This window comes from Pseudomonas sp. Irchel 3A5, assembly GCF_900187575.1.
GTDB lineage: Bacteria > Pseudomonadota > Gammaproteobacteria > Pseudomonadales > Pseudomonadaceae > Aquipseudomonas > Aquipseudomonas folii.
In genome coordinates, this window is the sequence record NZ_FYDU01000006.1 from 358902 (window position 1) to 381134 (window position 22233).

20 protein-coding genes are annotated in these 22233 nt (G+C 55.2%); 11 read left to right on the top strand and 9 right to left on the bottom strand.

Translation table 11 applies throughout. From position 1 onward, the window contains the following. Positions 1-207: 207 nt before the first annotated feature. A complete protein-coding gene (locus CKW31_RS12595) occupies positions 208-678 on the bottom strand; it encodes a very short patch repair endonuclease (protein ID WP_095095034.1) in 471 nt (156 codons plus the stop codon). 58 nt (positions 679-736) lie between these two features. Further along, entirely contained in the window at positions 737-2164 is a 1428-nt protein-coding gene (gene dcm / locus CKW31_RS12600) for a DNA (cytosine-5-)-methyltransferase (RefSeq protein WP_095095037.1), read from the bottom strand. Positions 2165-2643: 479 nt separating this feature from the next. Here dcm and CKW31_RS12605 point away from each other — a divergent pair, with 479 nt between their 5' ends. The 6 genes from CKW31_RS12605 to CKW31_RS12630 all read left to right on the top strand — a co-directional run bounded on the left by CKW31_RS12605 (position 2644) and on the right by CKW31_RS12630 (position 10682). After that, complete coding sequence (locus tag CKW31_RS12605; protein ID WP_095095040.1) at positions 2644-3204, top strand: Bro-N domain-containing protein; 561 nt, start codon at positions 2644-2646, stop codon at positions 3202-3204. A gap of 349 nt (positions 3205-3553) precedes the next feature. Further along, complete coding sequence (locus CKW31_RS12610) at positions 3554-6184, top strand: Z1 domain-containing protein (protein WP_095095043.1); 2631 nt, start codon at positions 3554-3556, stop codon at positions 6182-6184. Then, complete coding sequence (locus tag CKW31_RS12615) at positions 6177-7169, top strand: PD-(D/E)XK motif protein (RefSeq protein ID WP_176469868.1); 993 nt, start codon at positions 6177-6179, stop codon at positions 7167-7169. The genes CKW31_RS12610 and CKW31_RS12615 overlap by 8 nt, the downstream gene beginning before the upstream one ends. Beyond that, positions 7166-9016 (top strand): hypothetical protein, encoded by a 1851-nt coding sequence (locus tag CKW31_RS12620; protein ID WP_095095049.1) that lies wholly within the window; start codon positions 7166-7168, stop codon positions 9014-9016. Before CKW31_RS12615 ends, CKW31_RS12620 begins: the two co-directional genes overlap by 4 nt. Then, positions 9013-9921 carry a hypothetical protein gene (locus CKW31_RS12625; RefSeq protein ID WP_095095052.1) on the top strand — a complete coding sequence of 303 codons (909 nt, stop codon included), beginning with the start codon at positions 9013-9015 and terminating at the stop codon, positions 9919-9921. The genes CKW31_RS12620 and CKW31_RS12625 overlap by 4 nt, the downstream gene beginning before the upstream one ends. Then, the gene (locus CKW31_RS12630; RefSeq protein WP_095095056.1) at positions 9921-10682 is read left to right on the top strand and encodes a DUF6339 family protein; all 762 of its coding nucleotides are present in this window, start codon (positions 9921-9923) and stop codon (positions 10680-10682) included. Before CKW31_RS12625 ends, CKW31_RS12630 begins: the two co-directional genes overlap by 1 nt. Positions 10683-11233: 551 nt before the next feature. Here CKW31_RS12630 and CKW31_RS12640 read toward each other — a convergent pair. Further along, entirely contained in the window at positions 11234-11695 is a 462-nt protein-coding gene (locus CKW31_RS12640; RefSeq protein ID WP_095095059.1) for a hypothetical protein, read from the bottom strand. 166 nt (positions 11696-11861) lie between these two features. Then, complete coding sequence (locus tag CKW31_RS12645; RefSeq protein ID WP_095095062.1) at positions 11862-12335, bottom strand: hypothetical protein; 474 nt, start codon at positions 12333-12335, stop codon at positions 11862-11864. A gap of 303 nt (positions 12336-12638) precedes the next feature. Here CKW31_RS12645 and CKW31_RS12650 point away from each other — a divergent pair, with 303 nt between their 5' ends. Further along, positions 12639-14258 (top strand): methyl-accepting chemotaxis protein, encoded by a 1620-nt coding sequence (locus tag CKW31_RS12650; protein WP_095095065.1) that lies wholly within the window; start codon positions 12639-12641, stop codon positions 14256-14258. Between the two features lie 200 nt (positions 14259-14458). On the opposite strand, the gene CKW31_RS12655 is transcribed toward CKW31_RS12650, so the two are convergent. The 3 genes from CKW31_RS12655 to CKW31_RS12665 all read right to left on the bottom strand — a co-directional run bounded on the left by CKW31_RS12655 (position 14459) and on the right by CKW31_RS12665 (position 17176). Then, entirely contained in the window at positions 14459-15217 is a 759-nt protein-coding gene (locus CKW31_RS12655; protein ID WP_095095068.1) for a methyltransferase domain-containing protein, read from the bottom strand. A 117-nt stretch (positions 15218-15334) separates the two neighbouring features. Beyond that, positions 15335-15979 carry a hypothetical protein gene (locus CKW31_RS12660; RefSeq protein ID WP_095095071.1) on the bottom strand — a complete coding sequence of 215 codons (645 nt, stop codon included), beginning with the start codon at positions 15977-15979 and terminating at the stop codon, positions 15335-15337. Between the two features lie 546 nt (positions 15980-16525). Next, on the bottom strand, positions 16526-17176 hold the full coding sequence (locus CKW31_RS12665) for a glutathione S-transferase family protein (protein WP_095095076.1): 651 nt from the start codon (positions 17174-17176) through the stop codon (positions 16526-16528). A gap of 282 nt (positions 17177-17458) precedes the next feature. On the opposite strand from CKW31_RS12665, the gene CKW31_RS30355 reads away from it, so the two are divergent. Continuing rightward, positions 17459-17794: a topoisomerase DNA-binding C4 zinc finger domain-containing protein gene (locus CKW31_RS30355; protein ID WP_371856733.1), complete on the top strand. Its 336-nt coding sequence runs from the start codon at positions 17459-17461 to the stop codon at positions 17792-17794. 394 nt (positions 17795-18188) lie between these two features. Here the strand turns inward: CKW31_RS30355 and CKW31_RS12675 are convergent, their stop codons facing one another. Together CKW31_RS12675 and CKW31_RS12680 are read right to left on the bottom strand one after the other, a co-directional pair. Continuing rightward, positions 18189-18425, bottom strand: coding sequence for a hypothetical protein (locus CKW31_RS12675; RefSeq protein WP_095095082.1), 237 nt, complete (start codon positions 18423-18425; stop codon positions 18189-18191). Then, complete coding sequence (locus CKW31_RS12680) at positions 18415-19203, bottom strand: VacJ family lipoprotein (RefSeq protein ID WP_095095085.1); 789 nt, start codon at positions 19201-19203, stop codon at positions 18415-18417. The genes CKW31_RS12675 and CKW31_RS12680 overlap by 11 nt, the downstream gene beginning before the upstream one ends. A gap of 169 nt (positions 19204-19372) precedes the next feature. On the opposite strand from CKW31_RS12680, the gene CKW31_RS12685 reads away from it, so the two are divergent. The 3 genes from CKW31_RS12685 to CKW31_RS12695 all read left to right on the top strand — a co-directional run bounded on the left by CKW31_RS12685 (position 19373) and on the right by CKW31_RS12695 (position 22233). Beyond that, on the top strand, positions 19373-20083 hold the full coding sequence (locus CKW31_RS12685) for a response regulator (protein WP_095095088.1): 711 nt from the start codon (positions 19373-19375) through the stop codon (positions 20081-20083). Further along, positions 20080-21435, top strand: a complete 1356-nt coding sequence (locus CKW31_RS12690) for an ATP-binding protein (protein WP_095095091.1) — start codon at positions 20080-20082, stop codon at positions 21433-21435. Before CKW31_RS12685 ends, CKW31_RS12690 begins: the two co-directional genes overlap by 4 nt. 219 nt (positions 21436-21654) lie before the next feature. Next, entirely contained in the window at positions 21655-22233 is a 579-nt protein-coding gene (locus CKW31_RS12695) for a polyribonucleotide nucleotidyltransferase (protein WP_095095095.1), read from the top strand.

The following is a 22233-nucleotide window of genomic DNA, read 5'->3' on the forward strand; positions in this document are numbered from 1 at the left end:
CCTTATGTCTGACTCAAGCTTGCCTTCACAGGCGCCAACAATTCGACCGGCTTTATGTACGACAACGCCGGTGATCAGCTTGACCTACTCATTCACGATTGCGCCATAAGATATTAGCGCCTCCACATGTTCTGTTTGCAGTATTACGATCTCGTCGCTGATATTCGGCGCAAAATGTAGATTCAAGCAACTCTTCCTGACCTGAGATCAGCCAGTCGGTTCCAGCGTCCTTTCGTCGATCTGGAAATATTGGGATCCATTTATCAGCCAGTCAGCTACCTGGTCAATAAGCAGCGGAGATTTTTCTTTTTTCATGGACCGCACAGCACATTCCCATATGACAAGTACCCTCCAGCCCATTTCTTTCAGGGCCTTCTCTTGAAGGTTGTCACGAATCTTATTTTTCCCGATTTTCTCCATCCAGAACTCAGTACGAGTCTGAGGGACTTTGAAATAGCGACATGCATGACCATGCCAAAAGCATCCATGGATGAATACAGCCGCTTTGTATTTCGGGAAAAGCAGGTCCGGTTTACCGGGTAGCTGCTTGGCGTGGATACGAAATCGAAAGCCTCGCGCATGCAGAGCTTTACGGATCAGCACCTCAGGCGATGTATTTTTGCCCTGTATGCCGGACATCATTCTGGAACGGGTTGCTACATCGACAACGTCGACCAAGGAAACCTCCGAACCGTAACGCTGGTGCGTCACGGTCAATGCAGAAGTTTTATTGACCTCAAGCAGGCAGTGCGAATTCCATCTGAGGCTGGCTTTCAGTGGTTTTGGCTTTGGCGGCTAAAATTCGATCTTTCATAAGCCTGGCTACGGCCTCGAAAACAGGAACAGCAACAGAGTTACCAAACTGCCGGTAGGCCTGGGTATCCGAAACAGGAATTACGAATTTGCTCTCGCCCGGTTTATCAAAACCCATCAAACGCGAGCACTCATGTGGTGTGAGCCTCCGAGGACGGTTGAGCTGATTGAGCTCACTATTGAAATCCAGGTGCTCCACAAAACCACGGTCCACCAGAATCTCCGAACCATCTTTGTGATATCTCGCGGACAGCGTGCGTGCTACGTCATTTGGCCGGGTCAAGCCAAAACCGAAGCCGTTGCCCTTCTGGCGGTGCTTCTCTGCGTACCTGTAGAGGTAATCCCAGAGCTTGGGAGTAAGGATGTATTTATCGTCTACCTCCTTGTCCAGCAAATCGCCAAAGCTAGGGCGCTGCTTCGGTATGAGCTTGTCAATGTCACGCAAGGTGAAGCCACCATGGATATTCAGATCACGACGGAACCCGACCAACACAATTCGCTCTCGATGCTGAGGGACGAAGTGCTTTGCATCGATCACTTTCGGATCTGAACCCTTTGGAGCATTTACGTCAGCAACTTCATAACCAAGCTCATCCAGTGCCTCACAGATGATTCTAAAAGTGTTGCCCTTGTCATGACTCTTCAGGTTTTTGACGTTTTCAAGCAGGAACGCTGCTGGACGCTTTGCGGCAATGATCCGGGCTACGTCGAAAAAGAGGGTGCCTTGCGTTTCGCATTCGAAACCATGCTTGCGACCAAGGGAGTTCTTCTTGGATACGCCAGCCAGCGAGAACGGCTGGCAGGGAAAGCCTGCCAGCAATACGTCATGATTTGGGATTTCGCGATCAATATTCCTATAAGCGTCTTCGTCGCTCACTTCTGGCTTGTCCGACAAGGTTACGGTGCGAATATCCTGGTTGAACCGGTGGCGAACAGGGTCGCAATAATGGTTGGCCTTATAGGTCCTTACGGCGAAAGGATTCCATTCGGAGGTAAAAACACATTCCCCTCCAATGGCTTCAAATCCTTTACGAATACCACCTATGCCTGCGAACAAATCGATAAAAGTAAACGAAGGCTTTGTGGTCGGGCGCTTTGGTAGCAGGGATTTCAGATGTTGAAACTCTTGGTGAGTCAGACGCGGCAACGCCTTTCCTTTGACCCAGCGATTCACGGTCTCACGGCAATGAGAGGAACCGATTTCGTTCAGCTTTGCCGCCAGTTGCCCTTGGTCATAGATCTCCAACAGCTTGTGAAGGAGTGCCATGTCTTCAGCAGGATGCGGATCAGGTGAAAAAGTGGATTGGCCCATTGAGTATGAATCGGGTGCGGTGCTTTCAAAAAGGTTCATGGGCCTAACTATCCTCTGGGTCAAAGCTGTGACGAACGATCACCATTCTATCCCTTGAATGCCAGATGTAAATTCCTCATTTCATATCACGGGAAAATAGATTCGCATTGCGGGCCGTAGCGATACTGTATGGATGAACAGCATATATTGAATTCTATTTATGTCCACCTGCACGAGCTGCTTAAGAAAATTTCGGAAATGCCCTACAGCCTTCCTGCTTGCCCACCCCGTCAGGTCGCCCTACCCTTGCACCGCGCCTAAGAAACGCACCAGAAACTCAATGTAGCGGCCTGCCCGCCCCCGACAAAATGCGGCTTTTGTACCTGCGGCCTCCGGCTGCGCGTCCTAAAATCTCTGCTATGTCGGGAGTGGACCAATACAAGACCCGCAAGGGAAATACGTCCGGCCTTTTCTACATTGAGGTTTCTTAACTCCCGACGCCTTGGCTCTCACAAGGCGAACAATGTAGAGATCACACGATGCCAAACCTCGATTCATCCCAGCCTCCCAGGCAGCCCACCCCCGAACCTCTCATACCCACCACCTTCCACCGCCATCACCGCCCACTGCGCACAGTTCTGCTGGAATCCCAGGTCTGGTTCTGCGCCCGGGATTTCGGTCGGTTGATGAGTTGGCCATTGAATGAGCGCACGACGCGCAAGCTGGATGAGGATCAGCGTCGTGTGGTGTTGCTCGGCGCTCATTACGGCGCTGAGGAGGAGTTGATGGTGAGTGAGTCGGGTATCTACGAGATGCTGGTGTATCACTGTCATGCGGAGAAGCGCAGTTTGCGGCGTTGGATCACTAATGAGGTGGTGCCTTGCGTGCGTGACGGTGTGCCGCTCAATGACAACGCGCCGAGTTTGAGCCTGCTGCAATGGCCGGAGTTGTCGGTGTGTCTGTTGAATTGGCGCAGTGAGCCGTGGATCAGGTTGCGGGATATGCCGAGGCTGTTGCCGCATGGGCAGTTGCCGGAGGATTCAGTGCGGGGTAAGGGGTGGTTGGGTTGGTGGCGGGCGGTTTGGCGTGGAGTTGATTGATCTGGGAGCGCTGCATTGAAAGCATCTACGGAGCAGGTGGGCGACTTAGCGCCAGTTATGACTGTAACGAGCTAGACGGCGCATAGTTATAAAAACTGACTACGGGGTCGTGACCTGCCGATCGGAACGCCGGTAAAGATACATCAGCCGATAACGCCAAGGGGATTGATATTAAGTTGCTATCAGTCGATGCTTACACCTGCGCAGAGGACTAGCGACAAGGCCTGCCTAGTCAGCGCGCAGCTCCGTCTGTGACGGTGAACCGGATGGCAAGGACGGGCCCGTCTATCCACTAAGGGTCTGGAGCTTAACCTTGCCGATATTGGCCTAAGGAATTGCAGGGAGCTCTATGACAACCTCACAGATTGATATCTTCGAGAAGCAGATCCGCGAAAAGCTTCCGACGTATGAAAGCCCCGCCACGGCTGCAGAAGCCATCAAACGAGAGGCTTCTGTTTTTGGCATTACGTTTTCCGCCGACATGGATCAAAACCTCGCAATCGCACTTACGCGTGTCATCGCGTCGCTGGGAAGTGTTGAGGTACTGCGTCATTCCTCCCTCATCAAGCCGAGAGATGAGTGGTACACAGGGCCGAGTGCCCACGACGTTCACTGGCCAGCGCTCGAAGGCTACTTGAGCAACGTCAAGGGCTGGGACAAGGACGCGGTCAAATCGATAGACAAAAGCTCGTCAGAAGTGGTCTCGCTGCTGGCAAACCCCTCTACGGCCAAATTTCGTCACCGCGGCCTTGTCGTGGGTTACGTACAGTCAGGCAAAACAGCCAACATGACTGCCGTCATCGCCAAGGCAGTGGATGCAGGCTACAACCTCATTGTTCTTCTCGCAGGCGTCACTAATAAGCTCAGGGCACAGACACAGAGCCGAATCGAAAGTGACATCGTGAAACGCCACAGCCATTTGTGGCAGCTATGGACAGAGATTGATGACGACGGCGACTTTGTGATCCCACCCAATCGGCACTTCGCGCTGCCCGTGCCCGGTCGCGCTCAACTGGTAGTGATGAAAAAAGTTGCCTCACGGCTGCAAGCCTTTCGCCGAACGATCATCGACGACAAGGGGCGCAGCACTTCGACGAGTGTCTTGGCGCAACTCAAGGTACTCATCATCGATGATGAGTGCGATCAGGCCTCAGTGAACGCCTCGAACAATGACGAGGACATGACTCGAATCAACGAAGAGATTCGGAAAATCATCCGAGCTCTTCCTGCGGTCTCTTACGTGGGCTACACCGCCACGCCGTTTGCTAACGTCTTTATCGATCCGTATCCGCGCAACAAGGACGAACTGGACGATCTTTACCCTGAAGATTTCATCACTGCGCTACCTCGGTCCGACAATTATTTTGGTGCGAGGGAGGTGTTCGGCTTCGATCCGAAGGACGCCGACAACGAAAGTACAGAAGAAGCCGGCCGGGACATGATACGTACCATACCGGTGGAGAAGCTGAATACGTTGCGCCCCGCTCGCGCAGCCGATAAAAACTTCAAGCCGCAGATGACAGAGGAGTTGGAGGAAGCAATCCTCTGGTTCCTCATCTCGTGTTCCATACGTCGAACGCGTGGCCAAGGGCACGAGCATATGTCGATGCTCATCCACACCTCACCGCTTATTTCTCAGCACGAAGGTATGGACGCGGTCATCTGTGGATGGCTGAAGACGCACAGTACCGATCTGGCTAAAGGTACCGGTGATATCTCTGCGAAATTGAGTACGATTTTCAAGCGTGAAATCTCTGCGGTTTCGCTTGAGAGCGACGCAAGCCTTCCGACATTGCAACAGCTTTTGCCGCATCTCCAGCAGACGCTTGCAGCACTGGAGGTTGCCATCGAAAACGGGGTCAGCGAGAAGCGGCTGGACTACACGAAGGGCCCAAAAACTTATGTAGTGATCGGCGGGGCGGTGCTGGCTCGGGGGCTAACAATCGAAGGGCTCTGCGTTTCCTTTTTCCTTCGCACTTCGATGCAGTACGACACCCTTCTGCAGATGGGGCGCTGGTTCGGCTACCGCAAAGGTTACGAGGATCTTCCTCGTCTCTGGACTACGGCTGAGCTGATTTCAAGCTTCAGGGCGCTTGCACGCATAGAGGAGGAAATCCGCGACGACATCGCACGGTACAGCGAATACAAGACCACTCCTGCGGAGTTCGCAGTGAAGGTACGGGCCATTCCCGGGATGGCAATTACTTCGGCGGCAAAAATGCGCCACGCCTTTCGTACCAGCATCAGCTTTGAAGGGCGTCACGTACAGACCATTCGCTTTGACCATCAAAGTGAACGAGTGGTCAGCGCCAACTGGTCTGCTGCAAGCGGCCTCGTGGATGATATTGGTGCTGAAAACATCGAGGATTTGGGAAATAGAAAACTCGCACAAAACATACCGCTGGCGCTGGTAAGAAAGTTTTTGAAGACCTACGAGATCTGCGACCAGCATATGGATCTGAAAAGAGAAATGCTACTGGCTTATATCGACAAGGCAGAACAACAGCTGCAAACCTGGAACGTGGGGTTCATCACACCGGGATCCAGTCTCTCTCGCAAGCCGCTGGGGCAGTTGGGTCCAATCCCTACCAACCGCCGTGCGCAGTTGAGCGCTTCGGAGAAAAGCTATGCCGACATCAAAGCCTTGATGTCGAAGAACGATATTCTCATCGACGTCTCAAGTCCAGCTAGCGACGAAGATGATGACTCATGGGCATCCTTCAAAAGCCGAAGACCCGCCAGACCGCTGTTACTGCTGTATGCGATTGACCAGGAGTCTCCGCCAATGCCGAGCACGAAAAATCGCGTCATGCTGGATGCCACCGATGACCTCATCGGAATCGGTATCGTGTTTCCCGGTGCCAAGGATCACGCTGGCGCGTACTACGCGGTGGAGCTGGATGTACCATCGGAAGAAAAGATTGATGAAGCACTGGAAGAGCTGCTTGCAGCGGAAGAGGCGCAGACTGCTGATGCATAATCCTCTTCAGCGGTGGTCGCAACTTCGCTCCAGTGAGAGGGGCGATGGCATCGTCGAGATTCCGACTTTGGACTCCGGCATCGACACTGGCTTCGGTGTCGTACGTTACGCTATCGGCCTGCATGGCGAACCCCGTCTATTGGTCCCAACCAGCGGGCATCATCCCGGAGGGCTCACCTCTACCAGCAAGCTCTCGGTATCCATCGTCAGTCTGGCAGTCGCGGGCAAAAGCGTCCGGTTTATTGACATCATGTGCCTCGACAAAACGCTGAATGCAGTGTTTGCGGAGCTGGCGGAAGCAATTCTCAGGCGCCTGGAAAGCGGAGATTCGCCTCACACGGCAGTCGTAAGCGCGATTCATGATTTCCGTGAATTACTGCGGGAAACATCGGACCCGCAAATTCCTGAAAGCGCCATACTGGGGCTTGTTGGTGAACTGCTGGTACTTCATGAACTGGTGAAGATAGACTCAGGCGCTGTCGATGCGTGGTCGGGGCCACTGGGCCAACGCCACGACTTCCGTAGGGGGGTTCACGCGCTGGAAGTGAAGACTTCCGGTCGCCTAAACACGATGCAGATAGGTATCAACGGCATCGACCAACTGGAGCTGCCGGACGACGGCTCGCTTGTCTTGGCTCATGTCAACATTGAGAAGGCAAAGGACGGCGAGTTGTCCGTCGCGGAGCTGGCAAAACTGTTGCAAGCCTGCGGGGTGAATACCTCAACGCTCCATGAGCGCTTGGCCGCGATCGGTTGCCAAAGCCCCGACGCTCCGGAATGGAATCGCATTGCTTATTCCGACTGGTCGATCAAGACCTATCAGGTTGGGCCTGGTTTCCCCCGAATCACCCGTTCGGCACTCGAGTCAAAATCACTCCCGGCCGGCGTGAGCAATTTGACATATGCCGTAGACCTGACCCATGCCACCGCATACGAGCTCTCTGAAAGTGAGCAGATGGGCGCCTTCGAGAGAATCTCGAAATGAGCCTGTTGGAACTCTTCAGCGAACCATTCGCGCGCACCGGTAATATTGCAGCCGATGGATTCAGAAAGTTACTTGGCTGCCCTGCACAGGATCTTCTACAGACAGTATTGCGCGAGTCCATACAGAACAGCATCGATGCGGGCCGTCTCGGCAAAGGCCCCGCCATCCATCTGCGTTATCGCACGCTGACATCGGAGCAGTTGAGCTTTCTCCTGAACGACGTTCTATCTGATCAAATCTCTTGCGACGAAACTGCAGGCGCCGTCCAGGAGACCCTTGGGAAGGCCGATCTAAAAGTCTTGGAGATCTGCGATTTCAATACCACTGGATTAGGCGGTCCGACGTCGGGAGATGCCGTTGCGGAAGGTGACGAGGCGTTAGATTTCGTGAATTTCATGCGCAATGTCGGCGTCGCGCGGGATACTCATAATGGCGGGGGTACATACGGGTATGGCAAAAGCTCCCTTTATGCAATGAGCGCCTGCTCAAGCATTCTCGTCGATACCCAAACCACCGCAGGCGGCATCCCGACAAGAAGGTTCATGGGCTGTCACCTCGGAAGTGCTTTTGACGCCGTAGCATCGGACGGCAAAAGAAAGCGTTTCACCGGGCGCCACTGGTGGGGTATCAAAGATAGCGAAGGCGGTATCGACCCAGCCACCGACGGCACAGCTGAAGAGCTTGCGACATCCTTAGGCATGCCAGCACGTGGGCACGCCTTAAGCGGTACGACAATCATGATCCTCGACCCCTACATAGAGGAGGGGTCACGAATGGCCGCTGATGAGATCATCGAGACGATACTCTGGAACTTCTGGCCTCGACTCACGCAGACGACCCCAGTGAAAAAGAAGCTGGACATTCGGTTGTTCATAGAGCAAACAGAAATACCCATCCCTCTACCGGAACAGTTTCCACCGCTTGATTTATTTTCTGCTGCCATTGCCGAGCATCGCAATATTGACGGCGATATCATTCGGATACAACGGGACAAGCCGCACAAAACGCTTGGGGCTCTCGCGTTCAAGAGGGGGATGCGCGCGACGCGCTCAGCATTAGCCCTTCATGACAATTCCAAGGTACCTCATCAGGCAAGCCACATCGCGGTAATGCGCCCTGTGGAGCTCATCGTCAAATATATAAGCGGTACGCCTTTCCCGGATGCGCGCTACGAATGGGCGGGCGTTTTTATCTGTTCGGATGAGAAGCTGGTAGAAGAAGCATTCGCAATGGCCGAGCCCCCTGCACATGACGATTGGGTGCCTGACATGCTCTCGGGCTCAGACGCTAAGTCAATGGTCAGGATTGCACTGAAGCGCCTTGAACATCATGCCCAAAACTACACCGCCCCTACCTCGACACTTGTTGCGAGCGCAGGAACCAAAGGTCCCTCGCTAGCAAAGACTGCAGCCAAGCTAGGAAATCTTTTGGATGCTGTTTCGGGTAAAGGGCCAGGCAAACCAATCACAGCAAGCTCTCGCACTATCCGTAAACGTGATGAGCTATCAGTCTCTATCCCTGAATTTCTGCGACTCGAAATTAATGAGAATGGGCAGCCATGTGCGGTTTTCGAAGCGGAACTACGTAATGACGAGAGAAATGAACATCTCAAATTAATCGCTGAATCAAAACTCATCGCCGATGGTGGGATGACAGACAGCACCGACCTTCCGCTTGGATTTGAATCCAGAGTATTGAAGATGGATTTGGAAGGGGCTCAAAAAGAAACGAGTGGCGGTATCCTGGAAGTGGGCAAGCAAAGTGGTGTTGTGACTATTTGGGTGCTGCGTCCAGCTCATGCCGCCATCGGGGTACGCTTGGCTTTTGTGAAGGAGGGTGATCAATGAAAAGAATAGCACTGCCATTCCTCACACTCTCTGATGACTCCGTTTTGCTAAGTGACTGGACAATCGGCGAACCTGATCAGCCGCGGTTTCCTCTTGCGGAAACTCTGGAGGACTGGGACTACGAAAAAAATCTAGAGATCGGAGTGGAAGTCACTGTTGATCTTGACCGAGCTGCTTTGGACCTATCTCTCGACGCAACTTCACTTAAACTTGCCGCAGTGCTCGTGGTAGGGACCGGCGCAGGGTCGCTTCCTCGCGTAACCCATCACGCGTGCATAAGAATCCTTGATCTTGAAAACACCTGTGTACGTCTTGAAACGACGCTCGCAGGGCACACACTCTCATCCCAGCTTTATTTTGAAATCAGAATTCTCCTCCACGGGCCCATTACATCGGGAAACCAGTTATCACCCCGATTCAAGGGGGCCAAGCTTTGGCAAACAGACTTGCGTGTTCTCATTGAGGATGGAGGTGGATCGCGCTTTCCGATCGAGCTCACGAGTTTCACTGACAGCTTTCAGGGCATGCCTGAGCAGAATGCTCCTTGGTACGTGCAGTGGGACCCATCAAACTTCCATGCCGACTTCGGCGGAAATGTGCGGCTCTACGTGAACGCCGATATAGAGGAAGTCGCGCAGCGCTTTGCAGACGGTGACCAGCTTTTGCTTCAAGCAATCGTCGCTGACGTCATGACACAAATGATTACGACCGCGCTTGATCAAGAGAATGAGGATGACTTTTTGGCCAGTTTCGAAGAGGGATCTATCGGACAACAGACCCGTGTTTGGATCGAAACCGCTTTTAAGGGGCAGAACTACCAAAGCATTAGCGTCTTGCGTCGAAGCTACCCCGGCCGCTTTCATGCATCGATTTTGGCAGCCGCCGAGTTAGGAGACGAAGAATAATGACCGTCGCGCTATTACCTCGCTTGAAGTCGATTGGTGTGGATACCGCTCTGGAACGATTTCATGAAACAGGCGCTAATACCCGATCTACTCTGAATATCCTGTCGGATTATTCGGACGTATTGTCGTTTGCTCCCAGTGGCGGTTACAAAACGGGCAAGGCCGCAGTGGATCTCGGACAGGGCCTCAAACAGATCGCACAAAGCGCAGGATTCCCTCGCAGAGGGAACCAAAGCGCTAAGGCCGGGTTCGATCAGGAAGCGGCGATTTACCTTGCACAAGCACCAGCACTGTCCAGTGGTGAAGCACTCCGAAACGATGTCTGGGCTTTCCTTGCGACTGTGATTGTCCCTGAACTGGTCGTGTGGCGCTTCCCTGGTGAAAACCGTAGCCGATTCGCCGGTGGAAACCGAAATACGTTCCAACGGCTGTGGATGCGCGGAAGAGGGCTTGATCGTGGAGAGGACCATGCTGACCGCTGGGGCTTGGTTAGAGCACTACCCGAAGATGCGATGGTGCAAATTTTTGAGAGGCCATCTATTGCAAGCTCCCAGCGACTTTCTGCAGCGGTAGCGGAAGGCTGGATGAGGGCGTCAATGACAATAGAAACTAGTACGATGGAGGACATCATGCGTAGAGCGATAAAAATTCTTCGTATTCGGAATGAGATTATCGATCTCACCTACCTCGATGCTGAGCAGTTGGAGAAAACCGTGGCCACGATTTTCGATGATGCAATGAACGCAAAATCTGCCACATGAAATACTTACTTCCGTAACTCATGTGGAAGCCGCAACTCATATATGTTGAAACCATCGACTTCCCCGGAAACATAGTACTGAGATTGACAATTAGCAGAGAAGCAATCATCTGCTGTGACAATGACAACGCGCCGAGTTTGAGCCTGCTGCAATGGCCGGAGTTGTCGGTGTGTCTGTTGAATTGGCGCAGTGAGCCGTGGATCAGGTTGCGGGATATGCCGAGGTTGTTGCCGCATGGGCAGTTGCCGGAGGATTCGGTGCGGGGTAAGGGGTGGTTGTCGTGGTGGCGGGCGGTTTGACGGGGCTGAGGTTGTCGCGAGCCAGGTAGATTGTCGTGAATGTCGTTGCTACAGGGGTTTGTCTGTAATGGGTTTGGCGACTGGGGTGGCCTCTTCCCGGATGAATCCGGTCCCACTGGGTTTAGGGTGTGGCAGTTGGTTTGATGGTCGCTGGGCTGGCGTCATCGCGAGCAAGCTCACTCCTACAGGTCCAATGTTTGCTGTGCGACAGCGTGGTGTCAGGGACATCAGGGCAGCGCCTACAGATGGGCTTCACTCTTGTTTTGGGCTGTTATCTCGCTGCGTCAGGGTGATCCGGTAACTCGTCAGTTTTTCGCCCTCGGTCAGGTACTGTTTGCTGAAGTATCGATAGACCGCGCCCTGTAGCTCGATATTTATGCCGTTGTGGGTGTCATGGATGGCGATGTCTTTCGGGTCGCTGTCCGTGATGAGAAATCCGCTGGTTTCATTCAACTGCTGCAGTATCTCTGTGTCATTGCCCTGCAGTGGCTTCTTTATGTAGAAACGAAGCGTATTCGGATCAGTTGCTGGCGCGAAGTAGCGCGTTGCGTAGAGCCAGGCTCCACCGGGCAGTTCTCGCTTCAAGACCACTTCGTCAGCATCGCCGGGGCCGTCGAGCAGATGGATGGTGACTGATGTGATCCCGACGAATGCGAGCACCCAGAACCCGATTTTGTAAAAGGAATTGGAACTCATACGGTTCAGTTTTGGCATGGCGAATCCGTCTTGATATCCACCGTTCGTGGGTGCGTTTGTCTGTAACGGATTTGGCGACTGGGCTGGCCTCTTCCCGGATGAAGTGGAGCGCCACCCCGCCCGTCCCAGGGTTAAGGGCCAGTGGATTGACGGGGCCGACGTCATGGCGGCCTCGTCATTTGGTTTACAGCGTGCTGAGCCGCTTCATCGACCATCGAATCGGGCGATAAGAATAAGCCGGGCGATCGGGCCAGACGGTTGTTGTCTGGAAATCTACCTCCAGCTTATCGCCAATAAAGCGTCCATTGAAGGTGTTAACCGTGGTGTAGACGAGTTCACCGGCTCTGCTCTTGAGCGGGGTGCGCGACTCGGCGGTGAAACGGTCGCCCGTGCGAGTGATCGCGATGGGAGCATCTACGTCGGCGCCGTCGCCCTTGATGTACTCGTCAAATTTACTCAGAACTGCATCGGGGTCTTCAACGGTACGCCAGTAGATGAAGTGGGTGTCGTCGGTGAACGTCAAGTAAGCATGCCAAGGCACCAATTGCGGCTGCTCGGTTTCTGCATACCAGACTTTCTCCCGAGCGGCGGAGCCAGGCCAAGTGGCACAACCCGACAGCGCGAGTAGAAAAAGCACAGCAATCAATGTCTGTTTCATGCGTCCGTTCCTGATGGTTCATTTTCTGGTTTTACGTTGGTCGAGGGTAGTGTGTCAGGTATGCCGCTTCGCCAACAAGTTGGCTCCTGCAGGGGATCGGCGGGGCCTGTCACTTGGCGTCCAGGCTGGCCTCTTCCCGGATCAATCCGGCCTTTTTCCTGCGGAGCGCACTGCTGAATACCGCGTATGTGACAGTTTCCGGTATGCCCCTCCCCCTTTCGTCGAAGGTGTCTCAAGTTTCCAAAGTTGGGTCGATAGGGTGTTGAGTACATCTACCCCTTCGTTGGAAAACAGGAATCTCGTATGCGTCTTAGAAATCTCAACGTGGCGCCCCGCGCTGCCCTGTTTTTCGCGTTGATTATTGCGTTGGTCTTTGTGCTTGGCGCGTTTGCCGTGGTGCAGATGGGCAAACTGAGGGACGCCGAAAAGGAAGTCGAACTGAACTGGATGGCCAGCATTCGACAGACGGCGTTGATGAACTCTACGGTCCTTCGCTTGAGGCTTGAAACACAGCGTGGCCTTGCTGACCCTCAGTCCATTCAAAAGACTATTGATAGCTTCCCTGGTTACCGTAAGACGTTCACCGATGCGGTGGCGCAGTACGATTCCCTCGTCGGGGACGACAAAGAGCGCACGTTGTATGCGCAGGTAAGAAACAGCGCCGATGCGTACTCCAGACAGTTGGACCTTCTCGAACCCATGATGAGGCAGGGCGACATCGCGGCTGCGGTGAGCCTGGTGAGTACCGGTATCCGTCCGCTGACGAATACGATGGAGCAGCAGATCAAGGATCTGACTAATTACAACAACGAAGGCGCAGCACAGGCCGGGCAGAACGCAACGGATCTTTACAACAACGGGCTCTGGCTGGTTGTGGGCATTATTGCCGGGGTTATCGTGCTGACGGTCGGCTTGGCATTGCTGCTGACGAAGAGCATCACGTCTCCCATTAATGATGCCCTGACCGTCGCTGAGCGTATCGCGGCCAGTGATCTCTCCAAAGAGGTACTGGTCAGCGGCACTGATGAAGCCGGGCGATTGTTGAAAGCCCTCGCACAGATGCAAGCGAACCTGCGCAGCACGATCATGGAGATATCTGATTCATCCACCCAACTGGCCTCGGCGTCAGAAGAGATGACGGCAGTCACCGAAGAATCGAGTCGGGGCCTTGTTGCCCAGAACGATGAGGTCAATCAAGCGGCAACAGCGGTCACGGAAATGAGTGCGGCCGTTGATGAAGTCGCTCGCAACGCGGAGTCGGCCTCCCAAGAGTCGAAGCTTACTCAGGGCTATACCGAGGTCGGTCTGGCGCGAGTGGCTCAGACGCTGAAGTCTATTCAGAAATTGAACGGTAACGTTGAAAACACGAGTGAGCAGATTCAGGGGTTGTCGGATCGCGCTCAGGGCATCACTAAAGTTGTCGAGGTCATTCGGGCGATTGCCGAACAGACCAACCTGTTGGCGTTGAACGCTGCCATCGAGGCAGCACGAGCAGGCGAGCAAGGTCGTGGGTTTGCGGTGGTGGCTGACGAGGTCAGAGCGTTGGCCCATCGTACTCAGGTATCGACTCAGGAAATCGAACAAATGATTGCTGCTATTCAGAACGAATCTGATCAGGCGGTGAAGGCTATGAATACAAGCAAAGACCTGGCAACTGAATCACTGGGCGTCGCCCAGGAGGCCAGTACCTCGCTGGATCAAATCGCCACGGCCATTGTTCAGATCAATGAGCGTAACTTGCTGATCGCGACCGCCTCTGAAGAACAATCCCATGTGGCGCGTGAGGTTGACCGCAATCTGGTCAGCATTCGCGAGCTGGCAACACAGAGTGCTGCGGGTGCGAGCCAGACGGCCAGTGCCTGCGGTGAAATGTCGAAACTGGCGGTTAACCTTAATCAGTTGGTGAGCCGGTTTGTGGTGTAGTCATGCATTCAGATCTACGAGCCAGTGGGACTGGCTCTTATCAAACAACAATCTGATTTGAAATACTTGGCTGTAGGAGCGCACGAGCACCGCGAGGCCGCGATGGCGATCTTTCTGATACACCGCCATCGCGGCCTCGCGGGGCTCGTGCGCTACTACAGGTCTACCGTTTGCCGCTAGAACAGGGATCGGCGACGCTTTTATCTACCCGGTTTGCGCGCCCATGCGCCGAACATGACGTCGCCGATGTAGATACCTTCGGACTTTGTGCGCTCTTGGTCCAGGCGTTGTTGCAGGGTTTCGATGTCGACTTCTTCTGCTGTTGCCACGCCCAGGGCGATGATGCGGGGTAGGCAGGCTTGCACGATGTAGCCGAGACTGTAAGCGCTGTCGGGTGTTTGTACGACGCATTCTGCGCGCACGCTTTCGACCGTCAGCCCGGCCTTGGTGAAGATGGCGTGCAGGTTGAAGCCGATGTGCAGGTCGGCGCCTTCACGCGCGAGCATCTGTTGTAACCAGCCTTGGGCTTTTCGGTGCAGGCTGAACGCGTCGATGCTGGCTGGGGCCAGGGTGGTGTCGTGCTCCTGGAACACCATGACCCCGCCCGGACGAAGATGCTTAGCCAGTGCCGCGACGGCTGCAACGGTGTCCGCCTGATACATGAGCACTCGACGGCCGACAATGGCGTCGAACGTGCCCATGGATGCAGGCAAGTCGAGCAGTCCGCTTTGAATGAAGGTGGGTGCAGGTTGCTGACTGGCACTCGCTCGGTTGCGGGCCGTCGTGAGCGCATTGCTGTCGTGATCAATTCCCACGACCTCGCCGGTATTTCCCACCAGACCGCAGAGCAGGAAGGCCACATCGCCCGATCCGCACCCAGCGTCCAGAACGCGCATCCCACTGCTAATGCCTGCATCCATGAGAAGTTGAGTGGTGAAGTCGTGTCTGGCAGTCGTCATGCGGCTAGCTCCTGGAATTGTGCGCAGAGTCTGAGGCAGGCTTGCCGTGTAGTGCAATGAACGTGCGGGATTTGTCTCGCCAGTGGCGAGACAAATCTGCGCTTGGGTTTGGGCTTTTTATTGCGGCTTCGGTGGGTCGATCGGGTCCCAGTTGAAGTGCTGGCGCTCGCCGATACCGTTGAAGTCCACGCGGTAGGTGTGTTGTTTGCCACCAACGTCACACACGCCAATGTAGTCGTGGTTGTGTTGTTCACGAGGCGGCGGCGTTTCGATGCGCACGGTTCCTTTGCAGCCCTGATGGTTGCAAGCCGCGGTTTTGCGATAGAGCAAGTAATCGCCAGCTTCGTCACGCTCGACCCAGCGACCATCAATGAAACGCGCCTGCCCTTCTGGAATGGTTTGCAGGGCTATCTTGCCTTTGGACTTGTAGAACACGAGGCCGAACATGCCGATGATGGCGATGGCCCAGGCGAGGATTTTCCAGCCGAGATTGAAGTAGGAAAAGATACCCACCGCATCGGCAAAGATGGACATGACGGACAGCGCAAACGCCGGTATGGAGCCTGCGAAATACCAGGCGCCTTTGTTGACGCTGGCACGGCTCAGCCGTTGCACGCTGCTGGCTACAACTTCGAACTCGATGGGCCTACGCATGGTGGATTGGCTCTGGGCAATATTGATGTGATTGGCGTTACCGATAGAGCCAATGTTGATGTTGTTACCATTCTCGTTGTCGTTGTCGTTGTCGTTGTCGTCGGACATAACGTGCCTCGTGGGATTTCAGGGATGTGCTTTGTGCAAGGTTGAAACTAAATAGAAGGACGTTCGAAAACCACCGGACTTGATGTCTTTGCTCGCGGACCTTGTAGCGTAAGGGTTTCAGAGCTGGTTGGGACAGGCTGAGATGTTCAGGTTCTCAGCGCCAGTTCGTTTGACGCAGGAATGGACCTTAGCAAGGCGACGGACAGGACTGGTCGTTGAGGGAGAAAAAGAGAAGAGTCCTACGTGGTAGTAGACTTTCTGGTGTAGGGCTGGTGTATCGCCAAGAAATTGTTCTAATCAAACAAAATATAAATCACTGAATGGATGCGTGTTACGTGGGGGCGGTGCTTGCCCGCGATAAGGGCAACGCGGTCTGAAGGATAAATCGCGGTGCTCTTATCGCGGGCAAGCACCGCTCCCACATGGAACTGTGTTCGCTGCGCGACCGCGTGGTGTCACGGGTGTGGTGATGTCGCAGATATCCATTTAGTGAATGGCCATGCTTGGCAGTGTGAGCAAAGTATCGTTGTCGCCTGGGCTGGTGCGCTAGTAATCCAGCCGCCCAAACAAATCGTCAAAAGGAATCATGACATGTTCCCGAAACGCTAGACTCGCTTGCAGCCGTTGATACCAAGCCTCCACGTGAGGGACATTGGGCCGGGCGATATCCAGATTGAAATAGCGATAGAGGTGGGTGCCCGCGGGTATGTCTGCCAACGTCAGGTGTTGCCCGGCGAGGAAGTCCTGGTCACTCAGAACTTGATTGAGTAGCTGAAAATATTGCGCACACAGCGCCACATTTCTTTCGATAGCTTTAACGTCTCGCTGGGCTTCGGGGGTTCTGTAAAATCCCCAGAACACGCCGGTCAGGAACTCGGGTTGCAGCGTTGTCTGAGACCAATCCATCCACCGGTCGACCTGCGAGCGACGCGCCGGGTCATCACTCCAGAAATCGGGCCCGCCGTATCGTGCTGCCAGATACCTGAGAATGCTGTGGGATTCCCACACTACGGTGCCATCGCTGTCCCTGATAACAGGGACACGGCCGTGAGGGTTCATGGCCAGGAATTCGGGGGTGTCTTTGAGGCCAAAGGCGCCACCTGCCGGGATATGCTCATGAGGCAGATCCAGCTCGCCAATGAGCCACATGACTTTCTGAACATTGAACGATGAGCGTCTTCCCCAGACTTGCAGCATGCAGCCTCCTTTTATTGATTCGTTCGAGCCAAGTGTCGCGGGCAACTTCACAAATCGGTAGCTTACCTTGATCAAGGTGGGTTGATGCATTTCGAGGAAGGCGTCCGCCTCGGTGCATCTCGCCCTACGTCGTAGGAGTGGCTTTAGCCGCGAGAGGGCCAGTACATTCGCTGGACTTTTTTTCGTCAGAACTATCGCCCTCCCGGCTAAAGCCAGTCCTACGGATTTGCGTTTGCGGTAAAGTCTGCGCCCTGCCCGCTTCTGACCCATCAGGTTATCACTGTGAAACGCTCTCGACTCTACACGTTGCTCGCTCGTGTTTTTGCCCGGTTCCAAGTCAAGCGTGAGACTGTGGTCGGGTCGCAGGTGGTTGAGGAGGCGTTACCCGATGTGCCGCCCGTTGAGCCCGTCAAACCGAAGGTCAGGAAGGCCAAACCGAAGGCAGCGCCCAAGGCTGCAGCCGAACCGAAAGCCCCTGCGTGTCCGCATTGCAAGAAAGTCATGGTGCAGAAAGTCGCACGCACCGGGGCCAATGCCGGAGGTAAATTCTGGGGGTGTGGGGATTATCCCAAGTGCCGCGGAATTCGGGCGATCTTTGCGTCGATGAAGGTTAAGTAATCTTTGTTTTGGATGGATGCGCTGAAGCAAAAGTCTCGGCAGTGCTGAGACTTTTGCTGTGCTGAAACGGGAGCGTTATTTGTGTCAGCAGCGCTGACACAAATGGTCCACTTAAATAGTGTCACCACTGGGGACACAAAGTCATAGGCTGGCAAATCCCGCTCGGTTGCTGACCCGGCAATATGTCATGGCAGATAACAGACTGATCAACAAATCCTCAATTGCCTGAGTTGAAATGAAATTCCAGTGGGAGCGAATTCATTCGCGAAGAGGCCGTCCTGAAAAACACCTGTGTCTGACACAACGCTTTCGCGAAAGAATTCGCACACAGATCCCTTTGTGCAGTGTCAGGAAGATTGTGTCAGTTACCCGTTGGGCATCGAAGTCCGCAGCCCTACCCCTCTACCCCATTACTGATAATCCAACGAATCATGTTTTTCAGCGGCACGCTGTGGTGGCGGGCCGTGCACCAGCTGTTGTTTTCGTCGCCGTAGAGTTCGACGTAGCGGCTGAGCGTTACATGGCGGCCGTCTTCGGTGAGGCGCAGTTCGATTTCGCGGCTGTGCAGTGACGCGGGATTGGGGTTTCGGGTTCTGCGGTGCAGCACCAGTGCTTCGGTTCTATTCGTCATCGGGTTCACCACCTGGGCAGGTTGAATGGGTTGGAGCGACAGCGCCCGATTTACCTTCGACCACGAAGTTGGCGCGTTTCTGGGCAACGGTGTCACGCAGGGCTACGTAGTAATCCGGTTGTTTGCGCAGCTGGTCGGTGAACGGCAAGGCTTCGGCGCGACCGTCGACAATCCCGCCAACCGTGTTGATGGTGCCCAGGGTCTGCACGGTGTCGCTGTTGCTGCCCAGCGGGTCAACCACGAAGCTCAGGACTTTACCGGTCGCGTCCCGCAGGTTGCCGGTGCCGAGCAATGGCAATTCGACGATTGGCCCGTTGGCAATGTTCCACACGCCGAAGGTCTGGCCGAAGTCTGACTTGTGGCGTTGGATGCCCATCTTGCCGGAGACGTCGATCAAGCCGACGATGCCCACGGTGGTGTTGATCACAAAACGCCCAAAGGTGGCGACCGAACGCTCGCCGTTACCTTGCAGCAGGTCGTTGATGAACACCTTTGGCTCGCCGAAGTTGGCGACGAAGTTATGCACGCCAGTCTGGAAGAAGTCCGGCAGGTGGCGATAACCACGGGCGACCGGGGCAATGGCGTAGTCGTCAACCGTGCGGTTGAACGCAAAGATGCCGCGGTTGACCGGCTCCGCCGGGTCATGAAGCGTGTAACTGACGTTGTCGCAAGGGCCAACCGGTGTGGAAGGCGCGCTTGCACACCCGCTGACCAGCACGACGACGAAACCGGCAAAGGTGAAGCGGGCAACAGGCGGAGCGGATTTGAGAGTGGGCATGCAAGATAATCTCGGCTAGGACTGGCGCTGATCCTGCCTGCGGTTTTTTGCCTGAAGATTTCTGTTTTATTGCCTGCCGGTCGCTTTATTACCGAGTTGAAATATATGACGTAGCGCCTGGAATGATTTTAGATAGGCGCTGCGAATCCACTCCGGCAGCGAGCCCACTGTGAGCCATTTATTACTGGTCGACGACGACGTTGAAGTCCTCGCCCTTCTGCAGAAATTCCTTGAGCAACACGGCTACAGCGTCGCCGTGGCGACCGATGGCCCGTCGCTGTGGCGGGCGGTGGAGCAGCGTTTGCCGGATCTGATCATTCTCGACGTTATGCTGCCCGGCGAAAGCGGCCTGGTGCTCTGTCAGCAATTGCGGGCCAAACACAAGATCGCTGTGATCATGCTGACGGCCATGGGCGAATTGAGTGACAGGGTCATCGGCCTGGAGTTGGGTGCCGACGATTACCTGACCAAGCCGTTCGACGCCCGGGAGTTGCTGGCGCGGGTGCGTGCGGTGCTCAGGCGTGTGGGGGAAGCGGCGACGGTGTCGACTGACTCCTCGCGCTCGATTCTGGAGTTCGCCAACTGGCAGCTGGATGTCACGCGGCGCGAGTTGCGCTCGCCGGAAAAAGTCATGATCCCGCTCTCCACCGGGGAGTTCGAATTGCTGTTGGTGTTTGCCGAACACCCGCGGCGCATCCTCACCCGTCAGCAGTTGCTGGACATGGCCCGTGGCGAAGCTTACGACGCGTTTGATCGCAGTGTGGATGTGCAAGTCAGCAGGCTGCGGCGCAAGCTGGAGGCCGATATTCACAGTGAGCCGATGATTCGCACGATCCGCAACGGCGGGTATCTGTTCAGCCCATCCGTGGTGAAGCGATGAGTTTTATGTCGGCATTGCGCGCCAGATGGAATCGCCCCCATGACACGGTCGCACGCTGGATCGCCCTGACGACGATGCTGGCGATGCTTACGTCACTGGCGCTGAATGGCGCCTTTACGTTGTTGGCAGGCGTCTGGGCGCGACCGCCGATTCTGGAAACCGGCCTGATGGAAAAGGTCGCGATCATCGCACGCATCATCAATGCTGCGCCTTTGGATCAGCGGGCAAGCATCGCCCTCTCCGCCACTGACTCGGTGTCCAATGTTCAATGGTTGCTCCGCCATGATGACGCAAATCTACCTGCCTCCAATGATCCGGGCTTTGATGATGGTCAGCAGCTTTTGCGTGATCTGCTGGAGATGCCCAATGCAACTATCGAGGCCTACGAGCCAAGTGACTGGGACACCGGGCAGGTCGAAAGGCCCTATGCGTTGATGCTGCAATTGACGGATGGCTCTTGGGTGAAGTTTTCAGTGCCCACTCGTAAATGGGGGCTGGACCCGTTCGAGCGTAATCTGGTCGTGCTCGTTCTGGTGCTGTTGTCGACCATCGTTGTGGTGTTGATTACAACTCGCCATTTGGCCGCACCGCTTGAACGCTTTGCCGAAGGGGCCAGGCGTTTTGGTAAAGACTTCAGGGCCCCGCCGATTCCGGTGGTCGGGCCCCATGAAATCCGTCAGGCGATCCTCGCCTTCAACGCGATGCAGGCGCAGATCCAGCATTTCCTCAACGATCGCACGCAGATGCTTGCGGCCATCTCCCACGACCTGCGGGCCCCGCTGACCCGCATGCGCTTGCGCGGGGAGTTCATCGAGGATGCCGAGCAGCAAACCAAGCTGTTCCGGGACGTGGATGAGATGCAGACGATGGTCAATTCTGCGCTGGAGTTCTTCAGGGACGATGCACGGCTGGAACCGGCCACGGCGTTTGATCTGGCGGAGCTGCTGCTTACGGTGGTGGATGATTTCAAGGACGCGGGCGTTGAAGTGCAGTTCGTGGGGGCTAGTCGTTTTGTGTATGAAGGACGTCCGATTGGCATCAAGCGCGCGCTGGTTAATTTGATTGATAACGCCGTGAAGTATGGTCATGAGGCCAGTGTGCAGCTCGACTCTCGCGCAGGTTGGGTCGAGATTCTGGTGCAGGATCGCGGGCCGGGTATTGCCCCGGAGCTGCACGAGCAGGTGTTTGCCCCGTTCTTTCGCATCGAAGGCTCGCGCAACAAAAACACCGGCGGTGTGGGATTGGGCTTATCCGCAGCACGGGCAACGGTGCTTGAACACGGTGGATCGCTGACCTTGCGCAACCGGCGCAGTGGCGGGTTGGAAGTGAAGGTGGCGTTGCCGTTGGATTGAGGTCTCTGTAGGTGATCTGTAGGAGCTGCCGAAGGCTGCGAAAGCGGCGTGTCAGGATAAATGCTTCGCAGCCTTCGGCAGCTCCTACAAAAAATGCATTTCAATTCGAGGATTGCATTCAGCTTTAGCCAGGTTGAAATTCGACATCAATCTCCCCTTAGGGCAGGATGCCAGCATCTCCCGCCGCGATCACACCGGCGCTCTCTTCGAGGACATCCGATGCGGTTTTTTAGCTGTAAGACTCTGCTGTTGGCCGCTGCGTTGGCGATGGGTCTGCAAGGTGCGAATCTGGCCGCCGCGCCTCAACAAAAAGCCCCAACCCAGCAGAAAGTCTCGATGCTGGAGGGCAAATGGGTGTTCCGCTTGCCCAAGGACTACGTGAAAAGCCCGATGCCGGAGATTGACGACAAGGCCAAGGCTGCAGGGGTCACGGGTTCGCTGTACATGAACAAGGCTGCCAAGCGTGTGGTGATCGTCACCGAAACGCCGCTGGAGTCTCGCGAAACGGTGTCGAGCAACGATGACGCCACCCTGAGCGGCGTCATTGCCGCGACCATCGAACAGCAGAAAGCCAGCTACCAGAACTTCAGGCAACTGGGCGACGTGAAGAAAATGGTCCGCCGCGGACTGGGCCTTCGCCAACTGGATATTTCCGGCAGCGTCGACGGCGGCAAAGTGTTGAGCACTACCGTGACAGCCGCCTCAGGCAAGCGCATGGCAATGGTCAACGTGATTTCCCTAGAGAAAGACGCCAAGGCGCATGGGGAGCTGTTAAAAGGGATTACGGCGGGGAAGTAG

Excerpts from the sequence above, each read along its gene's own strand:
- dcm (WP_095095037.1), bottom strand. The coding sequence starts at position 2,164 with ATGAACCTTTTTGAAAGCACCGCACCCGATTCATACTCAATGGGCCAA.
- CKW31_RS12605 (WP_095095040.1), top strand. The coding sequence starts at position 2,644 with ATGCCAAACCTCGATTCATCCCAGCCTCCCAGGCAGCCCACCCCCGAA.
- CKW31_RS12610 (WP_095095043.1), top strand. The coding sequence starts at position 3,554 with ATGACAACCTCACAGATTGATATCTTCGAGAAGCAGATCCGCGAAAAG.
- CKW31_RS12615 (WP_176469868.1), top strand. The coding sequence starts at position 6,177 with ATGCATAATCCTCTTCAGCGGTGGTCGCAACTTCGCTCCAGTGAGAGG.
- CKW31_RS12620 (WP_095095049.1), top strand. The coding sequence starts at position 7,166 with ATGAGCCTGTTGGAACTCTTCAGCGAACCATTCGCGCGCACCGGTAAT.
- CKW31_RS12625 (WP_095095052.1), top strand. The coding sequence starts at position 9,013 with ATGAAAAGAATAGCACTGCCATTCCTCACACTCTCTGATGACTCCGTT.
- CKW31_RS12630 (WP_095095056.1), top strand. The coding sequence starts at position 9,921 with ATGACCGTCGCGCTATTACCTCGCTTGAAGTCGATTGGTGTGGATACC.
- CKW31_RS12640 (WP_095095059.1), bottom strand. The coding sequence starts at position 11,695 with ATGCCAAAACTGAACCGTATGAGTTCCAATTCCTTTTACAAAATCGGG.
- CKW31_RS12645 (WP_095095062.1), bottom strand. The coding sequence starts at position 12,335 with ATGAAACAGACATTGATTGCTGTGCTTTTTCTACTCGCGCTGTCGGGT.
- CKW31_RS12650 (WP_095095065.1), top strand. The coding sequence starts at position 12,639 with ATGCGTCTTAGAAATCTCAACGTGGCGCCCCGCGCTGCCCTGTTTTTC.
- CKW31_RS12655 (WP_095095068.1), bottom strand. The coding sequence starts at position 15,217 with ATGACGACTGCCAGACACGACTTCACCACTCAACTTCTCATGGATGCA.
- CKW31_RS12660 (WP_095095071.1), bottom strand. The coding sequence starts at position 15,979 with ATGTCCGACGACAACGACAACGACAACGACAACGAGAATGGTAACAAC.
- CKW31_RS12665 (WP_095095076.1), bottom strand. The coding sequence starts at position 17,176 with ATGCTGCAAGTCTGGGGAAGACGCTCATCGTTCAATGTTCAGAAAGTC.
- CKW31_RS12675 (WP_095095082.1), bottom strand. The coding sequence starts at position 18,425 with ATGACGAATAGAACCGAAGCACTGGTGCTGCACCGCAGAACCCGAAAC.
- CKW31_RS12680 (WP_095095085.1), bottom strand. The coding sequence starts at position 19,203 with ATGCCCACTCTCAAATCCGCTCCGCCTGTTGCCCGCTTCACCTTTGCC.
- CKW31_RS12690 (WP_095095091.1), top strand. The coding sequence starts at position 20,080 with ATGAGTTTTATGTCGGCATTGCGCGCCAGATGGAATCGCCCCCATGAC.
- CKW31_RS12695 (WP_095095095.1), top strand. The coding sequence starts at position 21,655 with ATGCGGTTTTTTAGCTGTAAGACTCTGCTGTTGGCCGCTGCGTTGGCG.